General features: G+C 40.1%; 12 protein-coding genes. All 12 read right to left on the bottom strand.

Annotation, left to right across the window (positions count from 1 at the left end; translation table 11 throughout):
- Positions 1-108 precede the first annotated feature (108 nt).
- The 12 genes from DBR40_RS03555 to DBR40_RS03500 all read right to left on the bottom strand — a co-directional run bounded on the left by DBR40_RS03555 (position 109) and on the right by DBR40_RS03500 (position 13732).
- Positions 109-1272 (bottom strand): FecR family protein, encoded by a 1164-nt coding sequence (locus DBR40_RS03555; RefSeq protein WP_124558430.1) that lies wholly within the window; start codon positions 1270-1272, stop codon positions 109-111.
- Between the two features lie 68 nt (positions 1273-1340).
- Positions 1341-1901, bottom strand: a complete 561-nt coding sequence (locus DBR40_RS03550; RefSeq protein ID WP_124558429.1) for an RNA polymerase sigma-70 factor — start codon at positions 1899-1901, stop codon at positions 1341-1343.
- Positions 1902-2223: 322 nt separating this feature from the next.
- Entirely contained in the window at positions 2224-2601 is a 378-nt protein-coding gene (locus DBR40_RS03545) for a hypothetical protein (protein WP_124558428.1), read from the bottom strand.
- 664 nt (positions 2602-3265) lie between these two features.
- A complete protein-coding gene (locus DBR40_RS03540; RefSeq protein WP_124558427.1) occupies positions 3266-3517 on the bottom strand; it encodes a hypothetical protein in 252 nt (83 codons plus the stop codon).
- A 4-nt stretch (positions 3518-3521) separates the two neighbouring features.
- Positions 3522-3719, bottom strand: coding sequence for a hypothetical protein (locus DBR40_RS03535; protein WP_124558426.1), 198 nt, complete (start codon positions 3717-3719; stop codon positions 3522-3524).
- Between the two features lie 54 nt (positions 3720-3773).
- On the bottom strand, positions 3774-4064 hold the full coding sequence (locus tag DBR40_RS03530) for a DUF6266 family protein (protein ID WP_255420093.1): 291 nt from the start codon (positions 4062-4064) through the stop codon (positions 3774-3776).
- A 556-nt stretch (positions 4065-4620) separates the two neighbouring features.
- Positions 4621-5613 carry a metallophosphoesterase family protein gene (locus DBR40_RS03525; protein WP_124558424.1) on the bottom strand — a complete coding sequence of 331 codons (993 nt, stop codon included), beginning with the start codon at positions 5611-5613 and terminating at the stop codon, positions 4621-4623.
- Between the two features lie 69 nt (positions 5614-5682).
- Positions 5683-6129, bottom strand: a complete 447-nt coding sequence (locus tag DBR40_RS03520; protein WP_124558423.1) for a DUF5018-related domain-containing protein — start codon at positions 6127-6129, stop codon at positions 5683-5685.
- A gap of 33 nt (positions 6130-6162) precedes the next feature.
- Positions 6163-8082: a RagB/SusD family nutrient uptake outer membrane protein gene (locus tag DBR40_RS03515; RefSeq protein WP_124558422.1), complete on the bottom strand. Its 1920-nt coding sequence runs from the start codon at positions 8080-8082 to the stop codon at positions 6163-6165.
- 42 nt (positions 8083-8124) lie between these two features.
- Complete coding sequence (locus DBR40_RS03510) at positions 8125-11721, bottom strand: SusC/RagA family TonB-linked outer membrane protein (RefSeq protein ID WP_124558421.1); 3597 nt, start codon at positions 11719-11721, stop codon at positions 8125-8127.
- 135 nt (positions 11722-11856) lie between these two features.
- Positions 11857-13029 (bottom strand): FecR family protein, encoded by a 1173-nt coding sequence (locus DBR40_RS03505; protein WP_124558420.1) that lies wholly within the window; start codon positions 13027-13029, stop codon positions 11857-11859.
- A gap of 109 nt (positions 13030-13138) precedes the next feature.
- Positions 13139-13732, bottom strand: coding sequence for an RNA polymerase sigma factor (locus DBR40_RS03500; RefSeq protein WP_124558419.1), 594 nt, complete (start codon positions 13730-13732; stop codon positions 13139-13141).
- Positions 13733-13832 lie beyond the last annotated feature (100 nt).

Raw genomic sequence — 13832 nt, 5'->3', positions numbered from 1 at the left:
CCTGAATTACTTACCGGAGGTGGTGGTACACTTCCGGTATTCATTTTTCAGACATACGTGGTCCTGTCTGCTTTTACATCATATTTTTTCAGTTTGGTTTATATTTGGTTAATTGATAATCAGGTTCCGGCCTTCTATACCAAAAGACAGGTTACTTACATCTTTAAGCATATCCAGTACTTCGCTTAATTTAGCCTTTCTGCTCACATGCCCGCCAATATGGATATCTGGCAATTTCCTTTTGTAAACAAGTTTTAAATCGTACCACCTGCTTATTTCAATCAAAACAGGCTCCAACGCATCATTACTGAAATAGAAATCGCCTTTACACCAGGCCACGGCTTTATCCACATCGCCTTTTGAAACTGCAATATTTTGCTGATCGGACAGTGCCTGCCTGCCCGGAATAAGGATATTGCTGCTTTTGCCATTACTCACCTTAATCGATCCTTCTAAAAGTGTGGTTTTTGCCGTTTGGTTATATGCCGAAATGTTAAAATGGGTGCCTAAAACTTCAACATCCGATTCGTTAAGTTTAACTTTAAACGGACGGGTAGCATCTTTAGCCACTTCGAAATAAGCTTCGCCTTTTAAACTCACTAACCGCTCATTGCCTGCAAAGCTTACCGGAAATTTCAGTTCCGACATGGCATTCAACATTACTTTTGAACCATCAGGCAAGGTTACCTTGTAAGTTCCGGCCATGGGTACAATTAAAGTGTTGTATTTTGTGCTGGCGGGATCGTTAGTTTTGGACTGTCCGTAACTGATTTCGCCAAGGTTGCTGATAATCGTAGTACCTTTTTCATCGTCAATTACCTGTTTTTCTTTGTTTAGCGATATTTGGATACCATCAGAAAGGATTAGCTTAGCCGTTTGGGTGCCCGGTAAAACATCGTTTTTGTAGGTTTTGGTTATATCGGGAATAATCCGTGGATCGGGTTTATTTAAATTGAAATAGAAAATAGAAACTCCAATAACTGCGATCAAAATGGCCGCATATTTAAGCCAGCCATAACGGTTTTTATGCTGAACAACTTTAGTTCCGTTAAAACGGTTGTTAACCTTACGCCAGGCCTGATCTACATCCACACCATCCATATTTGCCAGGCGCTCTGCTGTGATGCCGGCAGTACGGTAAGTTTCAAGCAGCTCATACCTTTCTTCATCTTCAGCCAAAAGCAACTTCAATCGCTCCTCCTCTTCGGTGGTTAGAGTACAAAGCAGGTATCCGGAAATTAATGCTGACAATTCAAAGGCTTCTTCTTTCATCGTTTGTATGGGCTATACAACTAAGAAACCTGAAGAGTAAAAAAGGATGGAAAATAATTTGAAAAAAATTAATGATGGAGATACATAGCCGCAAAAAGTGCCATTGCAGCTTTTCCGAGGTGTATTTTCATCAAAGATAACGCGCGTTTTTTCTGACTTTTAACCGTGTTGATGCTAATATTCATCAGTTTGGCAATTTCGCTATTGCTTAATCCTTCTAAATAACCATATCTGATTACCATGGCGCATCCGAGTGGAAGGGCATTAATCTGATCATAAATCTCGGCAATAATCTCGGTATGGATAATACCTTCCAATATCTGTGGATCGGAATAAATATCCAACGGATTGTTTTTATTATAAACATCGACCACATTGTTATGCCGTATTTTATTTAAACAGGCGTTTTTTACGGTAGTGTATAAAAATGATTTTACTGCATTGAAATTGGCAGCTATACTTTCCTGTTGTTCTAAATAAACCACAAAGGCATCCTGGGCTACATCTTCTGCCAATTCTTTATCCTTTAACAAGTAATATGCAAAATCATATAAACGCCGGTAAAGCTTTTTAAAAAGCTCCTCAGGTTGCAAAACATCAGCAACATCTCCGTTGTTTTTATTGAACATAGTTATTATTAGCCGTTAGATAAGGATAGTGGGTATAAATTAAATGGATCTCCAGGGAGTTTTAGCTCTGACTTGTTTTATTTGGTAACAGCAAATTTATAAGAATTACAGTAAGATCAAAATGAACAAGGTGAATTTAAGGCTAAAGCCTACAGCGGAGAGACCAAAACGGAAAGACCAAAGCGAAGAGCTTGGATGTCCTTAAATGTCTAAGATGGTGAAAAAGACCGGGATCGGAAAGTCAGAGGTCCGGGGACCGGGAGGTTAAAGATTAAAGACCAAAGCTAAAAGATCAAAACGGAAAGCTGAGATGTATAAGCTGTTAACCCGCCAGTTCTATTTCTTTAAGATTTTTTCCTTTCAAAAAAACTTTTCTAATGAAAAGAAACCTAACCTGAATTTTAGCAGTAAAACGAATCGTTTGGTTATTTTCTCCACCTGCAAAAACATAGATATAAGTAGAAATACTGAATCTACCCATTTCTGGTACAAGGTTGAAGCCTAAACCTTCATCATTAAAATCACCATTATTAAATAGCCCCGTGAATCTGGTTTCGTTCAATTTTAGTGCACGAGAGGCTAAGTAAGGTGTTAGAAATCTTCTTACTATAACAGCAACAATCCTTCTATAAATAAGGTAATTTATAAGAAAGCCAATTATTACGGCTGAGGTTATGATTAATACAATTATATAATTCATGTTTAACTACCCAATATTAGAAATTTATTGTCGTAGGTTTTGAAACAGAATCAATTACTCCATTCACTACTGTAAAGTTTTTAATAGAATGGCCATAGGAATAATTTGCCTAACAAGCTAAATCTTCTTGCTCCATAAATTAACCTAACCAGATTTAGACCTATCCATAAATATACAGTCTTAAAAATATGATGCCACATCCAATAATAATAAAGGAACCTAAAAAACATCCAAAAAAAACAACGGTAATCTTTCGATCACTGAAGCGATACTTGTTAACTGCCTCTTTCATTGCTTTCCGAAATACATTTTTATATTTCCTTCGTACCCCAATAAAAACAATTAGCCACAATAAGAATACTGTAGCAATAACTAACGGCATGTTGTTACTAATTACCTCACTACTAACTAGAAGCACATAGATTAGACCATAAAAAAACATAAGTACATTAGCAACCATGAGCGAAACAATATTAAAAGTTCGTAGTACAATTCTTTGTGAATCAAACTTTTTCATAATTGTTAGAAACCGATGTGTTATAAACATTAAAAATTCTAATATCATCTTTATTTAAAATACACTCTCATATAATTCGGCCATTTGCACATGAAGCAAATAATATAAGCAAGAAAACATATAATACCATTAAATTTCCTCTCATCATCAAATTTTACCTTCAACAATATTCAATAAACATGATATCCTGCTCATTTTAAAAAACATACACCAAACATCATCAATCCCTTCAATTAAAGTTGGTTCCTCATTGCTCAATTCAATTCTCAACTGATGCCTGAGCAAATCCGTCATCCCAAAAATATCATCAGGACTCAACAAATTAATCCATTCAGTTGTCGCATTGTGTAAATTGGAAGCTACTACTTGTTTAATGTATGTTCCGTTATACTTTTCCATCTTTTTACGGTTCTACCCTCCCCATGTAACAACTATCGGCGGCACGTTCGCGGTCATCAGATAAAACCGTTATATATACATCGGCAAATACCTGCCCACCGGGATATTTTAAATTGTAAGTAAAGGCCTCGTCAGCGCGTTGGGCCGCAGTGGTACTGGCTTCATAAATATCGCCTTCATCATACCAGATTAAAATACTCAATAAATCAGTAGGCTGCGCGCTATTTCCATAACTATTGTTCCAGCTAAACTACAACTATTTTGCCGTGTTATGCTGCATAATAAGCCCTGGCAAACCCGGTAGTGCACCGTTACTCACCACCTTACTGGCGTAGATGTAGTAAGCCGGATACTCGCCTGCAACAATGCCCGTATCAAAGGCCTGTGCTGCATTTTGCACCGAATGTTCGTGCGTATGGTTTTTAAAAGTAGTAGCAAAAAAACCGGTGAACTGCGATCGCCATTTCTGCATTAGCCGAAAGCGCTCGCGAGTGGCCAGCTGCTTTGGTGTAGGTACTTTACTGGTTGATTTGGCTACACTCCTGATGTAGTTTTCCCTCTAAACTGATAGCCAATTACTGCGCCAACTTTTCCTGAAAAGCCACCCGCTATGCCGTTTTTAATTCGTGCGATATATTTTTCGATTAGGTATGTAAATATTCCGAAACGTATTATCCGGTTATAAACGACTAATTATTAACGCAATTCACTCGGAACTACTTCGGGAAAAAGCGAAGGTATTCCAATGAAGATCCGAAGAAACTCCGAAGGAATAGCGAAAAAAGTTAAAAAACCAAAGCAGAAAGACCAAAGCTAAAAGCTTGGATGGCCTTAGGTATCTGAGGTGGTAAAAAAGTTCGAAGTCGGAAAGTCGGAGGCCTGGGGATTAGGTGGTTAAAGAAAGCGCTAAAAGACCAAAGCAGAAAGACTAAAACCAAAAGCTCAGATATTCTTAAATGCCTTAAATGGTGAAAAAAGACAGAAGCCAAAGAGTCTTAGGTGTAAACTATCGGATTGGCTATTCGAATTAAAGCCACAGACCAGCAGATTTAATCTCATCCTATAGCTAATCTGTAATCTGTGGCTAAAAAATTAAGCGTTTGCTATTTTTCTTTACGCGTTACCTGAATATTCCTTTTGCTTATAAAAGGTACAATTTCTTTGTCTGGAGCAAGGGCAATTTGCTCAACATAATTTAACTGTGCAGGCGAAGCACCTACCCAATTGCTTTTTCGTCCATCAATATGAATGGTTCCGGATGTAGGGTTAATGGTTAAAGTGGTAAATAAGGCATCCTGATAAGGACAGGTGCTGGAAATCCATGGGTACTTTTCATGAATTTCTTCGGAATAACTGTTGTGTTTGTACTTTGATCCTACCCAGAAATAAGAAGCAGAATTAAGGTGTACATAGTTTATATTCTTAATTAAAAGCTGGCAATCGATATGGGTATGCCCGTTTATGGCTACTAAAATCTTATCGGCAGCACTACTTAATATTTCTTGTATTTCTGCAGCATTATCAACTGCCAGTTCGCCAGCCAAAGGCTGGTGGCTCATTACTACAATGGGTTTATTTATCGTTTTTAATTGCTGCTGCAACCACTGTCTCTGTTCGTCGTTAATGTACGATGGGTATCCACTCTTACGGGTAGGTGATCCTTTATCATTACCATCTAAAACAATGAAACAAATACCATTAATTTCTTTGGTATAGTACCGGGCTGGCATTTTATAATACTCCAGGCACTGTTCTTTGGTATGTCCGGCATCGGTATCGTGATTGCCAATTACATGCAAAGCTGTTTCATGTGCATGGTTAAAACGGTCGATGAGCGTCTTATTTTTAATGTTGGGATAAGCAAAATCCCCCATTTGCATGATAAAGTCGGGCTTATTTTTCTTAACATGAACTAAAAATGCTTCCAATCGCTCCGCACCATCGTGCATAATATCGTGGTGCAAATCGGTAATGAGGCTGGCCTTAACCATTTTCGCTTTTGAAGGAAACATGCCCAAAACGGTATTGGGGATCTGCAAAACAATACCGGTGACCATTATGCCATTAATAAAGCTTCTTCTGTTGATCTTTTCCATAGTTAATAATTTATTATTTTTATGAAAAGGCCAAACCCAGTATTGGTTTCAGCCTTTTCTATTAGCGTATTATGGTGCTACTGATATCATAATTGTCCAATCGCGCACAATACCATTGGCCGATGTTACGCGATATACAAATTTACCTTTCGAAAAATCGGCGATTACGCCCGCTGGCGGAGCGCCATCTAATGGTTCTATTTTCTGGGCAAAATGTGTAAACCTGATACCCATTTTGGTAACATCGGTTCCTTTGGCTGCCGCAATGGTAATCATTGCATTATTTTTATCGATAACATTCGTTGGTGTGGTAATACCTGTATTCTGGTACCCCGACACCGGATCGGTATACCCCAATTGATTGGTTACCACAGTATATTTAAAAAGTACCACCCCTGTAATATAGGCCTGATCGCCCCAAACGGTATCATCTAGCCCTACTCTTGGTTTTAAACATGCTGTTGTACTTATCGAAAAGATAAACAGCAATATAACTATCCACTTATTAGGTTTCATAATTTTGAATTTTATAGTAATCATTAAATCTTCTTATCTCCAGCCAGGGTTTTGCTCAAGTTTAGCCCCCTTGGTTTGGTATAGCCTGATTTCCTGCAGCGGAACCCCGGCGAGGTAATCTCTTGCAGGTTCAATAAAGAACCCCCGGCCTCCCGGCCTGAAATCGGCTATTTTAAATAAGGGGTTAATCCTCCCATCAGGAAAACGATCTACGTTACTGCCTGAGGTTAAATTCAGCACCGTTTCATTCAGGGTATACCCATCAGCGCGGATCTGGCTATATTTTGTAGCGTCGCTTCCCATATCCAGGGCTACCTGGGACGGAGTGCGGTTATAATAATCTAAAAACTCCTGCAATAAAGCGCCCTTGGGCTGATAACCGTTAACCACCTTTTCAAATACACCCCATCTCTTTAAATCATCCAACCTGAACCCCTCGAGGGCAAACTCTACACTACGCTCTCTACGGATCTCATTAACCAGCGGGGTTTCACTCAAATCAAAACCCAATTCCTCACGATAAATAAATCCGGCGCCAGCATTTATGGACATGGGAATCATCCCCACCCTACTTCTGATCACGTTCACCGTTTTATCCAGATCAGCCTGATTAGCGGTACCTAAAATAGCTTTAGCCTCAGCCAAGGCTAATAAGGATTCCTCATAACGCATTAACACATCATCTGTTTCCCCTTTTCTGTACTCCTGGGCAAAAACGGCACCTTTAAAATTCCGGTAGCCGGTTGAAGTAAAACCTTCGGTGTAGGAACCTGCAGGTGCAATAAGCGGGTAACGGAAAGGTGTACCATCGCCACCACGTCCGGGTAGCTTATTAAACGGCCCTCGATCTGAAGTCCAAACCGTTTGTTTAAAGCGGGGGTCGAGGCTGCTGCTTAACGTACTCAGTGTCCCGGTAGTGCTTTGCTGGCTTCCATCGGCCTTCAGATACATATCGACCAGGTGGTCTGTAATAGAAGGTCCATAATCAATAATTTTAAAAAAGAAATTGTGACTATCTACTAACTTAGCTGCATCATACACTTTGTAAAGAACCACTCCGTCAGTGGCACTCGCATCCTTTTGGGCAAATAACTGATTATAGGCTAATGATTTATCGCCCTGATTGGTAAATATTTTATTGCCATAACGGCTGATTAACATGTTTGCCGCAGGCTCAACCATTGCCAGAAATTCTGCTCCGTTTTTACCTTGCATGGCAAAGGGTGAGTTCTTTCTACCGTGATAGCGTTCCCAGGTACCTTCGTAAAGTGCCACCCTGGTTTTAAGCACAAGTGCGGCATCTTTGGTAATCCTTCCGGATATCCCGCCTTCTGCCACTCCTTTCCAGTTGAGTTTTGCTATTGCAGAATCGAGATCTTTAATAATCTGACTGGCTACTTCGTAACGCGAAGCACGGGGTTTATAAAGTTCTACGACATCTGTTTCTTTTAAAATATCGGTAATCACTGGTACTCCGCCAAAGTTTTTCAACATTGCAAAATAATCCCATGCCCTGAAAAAATAACCCTCGCCAATGTAATGGTTTGTTGAAGCATTTTTCTGCGCGTTTAACAAGGCGTAATGAAGGAAATAATTATCACTTCTGATAGCGGTGTACCCACTATTCCATGCCGAGCTGGTTTCTGGTGCAACAGAATTGGATGTGGACATATTTAAACCCGCCGTTACCGTATTTTGGATAATCATCATATCCGAATTGGCATCCAAACTGGTATTGGCTATATTGCCTAAGGCTGTATACTGAGGTGCCAGTTTGGGGTAAAAACCGTTTGCATAGGTTTGCAGATCAGTCGCTGTACGGAAAAGGTTTTCGGGCCCTGCAGAAGTTAAAGGATCTTTGTTTAAAAAGTCCTTCTTACAGGAGCTCAGCACCAAAAGCAGCATCATGGTGGGGAGCGTAAAGCTTTTTATTTTGTTAATGAACAATTTCATATGTTTATTTTTTTTATTAAATTCTATAATCTGATTAGCCCGCTACAACCCTACCTTAATACCAAATGAATAGTAGCGTAAAGGTGGATAACCACTTGTGCTGTTACTGAACAGGCCAGAGAGATTACTCAAAAACTCTGGATCGTACTTGATAAAAGATTTAGAATAAATGAACCCTAGATTTTCACCACTGGCGTAGATATTTACATTTTTTAAGCGGGCTTTGGCTACCCATTTCTGGGGAAGGTCATAACCAATGGTTATATTCCGGATGCGCAGGTGGGAAAGATCAAGTGAATACTTGTCTGTAGCCAGACCACTCCCGGTATTTAAGGCAGGGAAAAAAGCATCTGGATTACTGGTATTCCAATATCCCAGTTGACTGCTTTCCTTAAATACAGGCGTATAGAAATAAGCAATTCCCCCACTGCCTGCATTCGTGCCCCATACATACAAAGAATTGGTATATACTTTCCATTGCATTACCCCTTCAAATATTGCCGATATATTGAAATTGTTCCACGAAAAGGAAGGTACAATGGAATAGCTCTTACGCGGATAGTTGAAACCATCCCTCACCACATCGCCCATGCTATACCAAAAGTTTCCGTTACCAGCATTAATATAACCATCTCCATTCAGGTCCTGATACTGCAGGTATCCCGGATAGTTATAAGTTCCGGTAAGCGTACGACCGTTTAAATCGTTAATATTCTGTGCTATTCCGGCAGATTTATATACGAAGTTCTGACCAAAAAGTTCGCCTGGCGTCCATGCGCCACTTCTTAAGCCTGAAGCGTTGCTACTGTACTTGGTTACGTAACCAATATAATCGCTCATATTCACTCTAATATCATAAGTAAAGGGTTTTGATGCCAGGGTAAATTTATCATTCCAGCCGATACTCAGCTCCCAGCCCCGGGTTTCTGAAACCGAGTTGTTTTGAGCCGGAGCACCCGTTCCCAATACCGCTGATACGGGATCTGGTGGGCCGATCTGATCTTTTACCCGGCGCTGATACCAATCATAGGTGATGTTAAGCCTTTGTTTTAAAGCCGTAATATCGATACCAAAATCAAGCACGGTTGGCTTAGCCCAGGTTTGTGTAGCACTCAGTAATCCGGGTGGGGTAAATACATTTGAATAATTTCCGCCTAAAAGTGTGGTTTTACTTACAGATGCACCAAGTACGGCTACAGGGTAGTAACTGCTTGCCCCTACAGAAGTAAGATCGCCTGAGCTCGACCATGATACCCTTGGTTTAAATTCGTTAATCCAGTTTTTCAGGGGCCAAAAATTTTCTTTAGCGGCATTCCATGCTCCGGAAACTGAAGGAAAAAATCCCCACCGGGCATCGGCAGCAAAGCGTGAACTGGCATCCCTTCTGCCTGCAAACTTGATCAGGTATTTCTCGCGAAAATCATAAGTAAATACCCCATAATAACCCAAAGTGGCCCACTCATACAAATTATCATCTGCAAGCGGATTATTGGCTGCAAACCTGAGTGCTTCAATTTCATTTGGTGCATATAAATCTGTTTTACTTCCGGTAAGCGATTCAAATGCATTTTTTTCAATTTGCATTCCAACCTGTGCCAACAGATTGTGGCCACCTTCGAAGCTTCTTTTATACTGCCCACTAAACTTGGCAAACTGATAATTAAGCAGGCTACTCGATTTAGTAATCGCGCTCGAATTGGCCGAACGATTATTTTGAACCAGTGTTCCGTCCGGCAGTTCGGTATAGGCAACCTTGTCTACTTTTGAGTAAAAAGAATTGCTTAAACGCAGACTGTAATCGCCGTTCAGTTCAAAATATTTAAATGGCCGTACCGTAGCTCCTCCGGTAAGTACCACATCATTTCTTCTGTTTTTAATCAGTCCTCCTTCGCCCAATATACCCGATGCGCCTAAAATCCATGAATAGGCATTCCCTGAAGGTACTTTTAAAGGCGTTGCGAAATACTGGGTCATGCTGCCAAATATGTCTCCATAGTTGGCAATCAGATTACCACTTGGCCCATCTGTTGCTGCTCCATTGCGGTAATTTGCACCCTGGTTTTCCTGCCTTACCAAACTTACGTCTGTTCTTAAATCCAGCCATTCAGCCGCTTTGTAATTTAACTTGGTTTGGAAATTCTGACGGCTATTGTAGTTAAAATCGCCCTTGAACAAACCTTTACCACCATTATATCCAACACTTGTAAAATACTGTAACCGGTCAGTACCTCCACTTAAACTTAAATTGTGCTGCTGGCTAATGTCTGATTTGTTTAAATACGTATCATATAGTTTAGTAGTAGCAAAAGATTGTTCCCTGGTCCAGTATTTAAAACTGGCATCGGAAGTAGGAAACTGGCCATTTTCTATGTACGATTGTGCTTTATCCCCAAACCGGGTGCGCAGTTCATCGAAAGCAGGGTTATTCCAGTCTTGTTGTAGCCAGGCCTCCATCCTTGCAATGGTTATTGCATCTACTCCATCTGTGCCGGTGCCGGCAGGTTGACCGTTTTTTTGCGCCATGTTAATGTAGCGCGCCCATTCAGGTGATTCGGGTTGAGTAGGAAATGAAGTTATTTTTCCAATCCGGATATTATTGGAATAAGTTACAGTAGCTTTCCCCGATTTACCGCTTTTAGTTGTAATTAACAATACGCCATAAGGCGCTCTTGAGCCATAAATTGCGGAAGATGCACCGTCTTTCAGGAGCGAAACCGATTCTACATCATTCGGGTTAACATCTTGCATTGGTCTTTCGACCCCATCAATCAATACCAGGGGCCCACCAGATGTACCGAAGCCTGTAAAACCTCTGATATTAATACTGGGAACACTTTCTGGTGCCCCACTTGGCATTTTAATATTTAACCCGGGCGCCAACCCTACTAAACCGTCGGCAAGTGTCCTTAATGGCCTGTTTTCTATTTTTTTGGCATCGATTGTAGAAATGGCATCGGTAAGGCTGTTTCTTTTCACCTTACCGTAAGCTGTTATCACCACATCATTTAGGGTTTCCTGGCTTGGGTTGAGCAAAATTGGACCATTTATGCTGCCGGCCAAAACTTCTTTACTCTGGTATCCAATAAACGAAATAACCAAAATGGCTTCTTTATTAGCAATATCAATGGTAAAAATGCCACCACTATTGGTTTGTGTTACATTTTTAGTACCCTTTTCACTAACACTTGCCCCAGGTATGGGCTGGCCTTTTTCGTCGATCACTTTACCTGTAATTTTTTCGGCAGGTTGACTAAAAGGGATAAAAAAACCAGGTTTAATAACCTTTTCTTTAAGCAATACTGTCTTATCAGTTACCTGATAATCAATCGCCTGGTCTTTAAAGCAAATTTCGAGCACTTCTTCCAGCGAAGCATTTTTTACGTTGATAGTAACTGATTTGGCTGTTCTTAACACCTTCTTGTTGTAAAAAAAATCGTAGTTACTTTGGTTTCGGATTTCATCGATAATGGAAGTTAACGGAGCATTAACTTTACGCATAGTAATTTTTTGTGCGAAAGAAGACGCACTTACCTGCATGATGGTTATTATCAATAAAAATGTGGCTATCTTCATCACCAGCAGAATTTTATAAAATGCATGGCTGTTACCTCCATACTTCTTATGTAAGTTTAAATTCATAAATTTGAATGTTGGGTTTTGATTTAATACGAGATTTAAATTTTATTCCGGCATACCGGAATGGGTAAACTCAACGTCCGGTCAAAGGTGTTAGCGCACCTTTGACCATCCTTTTGGCTTACCGGCTTGCATTTATTACTTCATTACAATTACCCTCCTTCCTTCAATTTTAAAATGCACATCGCCATCAAATTCTATAAGTTTCAATAAAGAAGATATATTTTTAGCACGCGAAACTTTACCCGCATAAACAATATCCGGATCGGGTTTAAACTGATAAACAATTTCTACATTGTACCACTTGGCAACTTTTGCCATAATGGCTTCCAGGTTTTCGTCGAATTTAAAATACCCGTTTTTCCAGGCCACTACATCTTCAACATCAATAGCCCTAGTTACTGCAATGCTCCCACCTCCAACCTGTGCCTGCTCACCTGGTACAAGCAACCTGGTTTGCTTTCCTTCCGAAACTTTCACCGCACCTTCAAGTAAAGTGGTTTTCATCAATTTTTCGTCTGCATAGGCCATAATATTGAAATGTGTGCCCAGTACTTCTACTGTTTGACCATTGCTATGCACTTTAAATGGCATTTTGGGATTATGTGCCACCTCAAAATAGGCTTCACCTGAGATTTTCACATTTCTCTCTTTGCCAGTAAAATGCAAAGGGTAGGTAATGCTGGATAATGCGTTCAGCCAAACTTTAGACCGATCGGGTAAAATAACCTGCCATTGCCCGCCAACAGGTACTTCTATGGTATTAAATTCGGGTTGACTACCTGGATCAGTTTCATTTGCGATACTTTCATATACCAGTTGTCCATCAGCCGTTTTAGAAATCCTGATTCCAGACTGGCTGGCAATCTGGCCATTGTTTAAAGCTGCAAGGTTTATTTTTTTACCGTTAGCCAGTGTTAATGTTGCTGTATTACTGCCCGGTGCAATGTCGTTTGCTACAACCAGTTGTCTGTGTTCGGTTTTCTGCTTGTCTAAACCAAAATAGATGCTGGTTCCGATGGCTAATAGTACAGTTGCTGCAATGGCAAGGCCTTTTATTTTTTTATAAGCATTGAGTTTTACAACATGTTCCGTTTCCTGCCGGATACTTGCCTTAACATTTCGCAACATTTTCTGCCTGGTTTCGAGTTGCTCATCGGCCGGGAGCTGATCAGTATACCTAGTGTTAGTCGACTGGCTTTCGTACCACTGATCTATTTCCCGGATTTCAGCAGCTGTGGCCTCTCCGTTTTTGAACCTGGTGATAATTTCTAGTAAGTACTTGTCGAACTCTTTTTGGCTATCGCTCATATAAACGTACTCGAAGCAAAGCCGAAAAGGTTCTACTACCGCTTGCAACAAAAGCACAACAAACTGATTTACAGTTAAATATTTTTTTTTTATCAGCTACAAAAAATAATTATTTATAAAACAAGTACCAGAATACCAGCGTTAGGAATGTTTTGCTCCCCTTAAATTCTTCCCGTAGGAAAAACATTGCCTTGTGGAGGTGTTTTTTTACCGTACTCACTGAAATAGATGTACGCAGGGCAATTTCTTTATGTGACAATTCTTCGAAGCGGAACATGATGAATACTTCGCGGCACTTTTGGGGTAATTTCTGGCATGCCGAAAGCACACTGAGTTTAAACTCCCTAATCGCCAGTTCATCATCTACAGCTTGCGGGTTAACCTGTGTTTCGGCAATTAGGTTATCGATATGCTTATAATGCAGCTGTTGCAAACGATACATATCAATTACTTTGTATTTGAGCGCAGTTTTAAGATAAGCCTCCAATGTAGATTTAGGTTCAATTTCATTTCGCCGTAAATACAGATTAACAAATACTTCCTGCACCACCTCTTCAGCATCGCTCCTTGAACGTAAACGTTGATAAGCAGCATTTATTAAACACTCCCAGTATCGGTGATAAATTACTACAAATGCATCTTCCTTACCCAGTTTTAACAGGGCAAGTAAATCTGCATCGGTAAGTTTATTATGCTGTTCCATTAGAAAATTAAATATCTGACCTTCTAAAAATTATTTTACCATAATTCTTACTGCTATTTCGTTTTGGGTTGTGTAGCATTAAAGGCTAAAGCATATATTT

It is taken from the genome of Pedobacter sp. KBW01, assembly GCF_003852395.1.
Classification (GTDB): domain Bacteria; phylum Bacteroidota; class Bacteroidia; order Sphingobacteriales; family Sphingobacteriaceae; genus Pedobacter.
Note: the sequence above shows the minus strand (reverse complement) of the source record. Positions and strands in the feature narration are given on the sequence as shown.

Excerpts from the sequence above, each read along its gene's own strand:
- DBR40_RS03555 (WP_124558430.1), bottom strand. The coding sequence starts at position 1,272 with ATGAAAGAAGAAGCCTTTGAATTGTCAGCATTAATTTCCGGATACCTG.
- DBR40_RS03550 (WP_124558429.1), bottom strand. The coding sequence starts at position 1,901 with ATGTTCAATAAAAACAACGGAGATGTTGCTGATGTTTTGCAACCTGAG.
- DBR40_RS03545 (WP_124558428.1), bottom strand. The coding sequence starts at position 2,601 with ATGAATTATATAATTGTATTAATCATAACCTCAGCCGTAATAATTGGC.
- DBR40_RS03540 (WP_124558427.1), bottom strand. The coding sequence starts at position 3,517 with ATGGAAAAGTATAACGGAACATACATTAAACAAGTAGTAGCTTCCAAT.
- DBR40_RS03525 (WP_124558424.1), bottom strand. The coding sequence starts at position 5,613 with ATGGAAAAGATCAACAGAAGAAGCTTTATTAATGGCATAATGGTCACC.
- DBR40_RS03520 (WP_124558423.1), bottom strand. The coding sequence starts at position 6,129 with ATGAAACCTAATAAGTGGATAGTTATATTGCTGTTTATCTTTTCGATA.
- DBR40_RS03515 (WP_124558422.1), bottom strand. The coding sequence starts at position 8,082 with ATGAAATTGTTCATTAACAAAATAAAAAGCTTTACGCTCCCCACCATG.
- DBR40_RS03510 (WP_124558421.1), bottom strand. The coding sequence starts at position 11,721 with ATGAATTTAAACTTACATAAGAAGTATGGAGGTAACAGCCATGCATTT.
- DBR40_RS03505 (WP_124558420.1), bottom strand. The coding sequence starts at position 13,029 with ATGAGCGATAGCCAAAAAGAGTTCGACAAGTACTTACTAGAAATTATC.
- DBR40_RS03500 (WP_124558419.1), bottom strand. The coding sequence starts at position 13,732 with ATGGAACAGCATAATAAACTTACCGATGCAGATTTACTTGCCCTGTTA.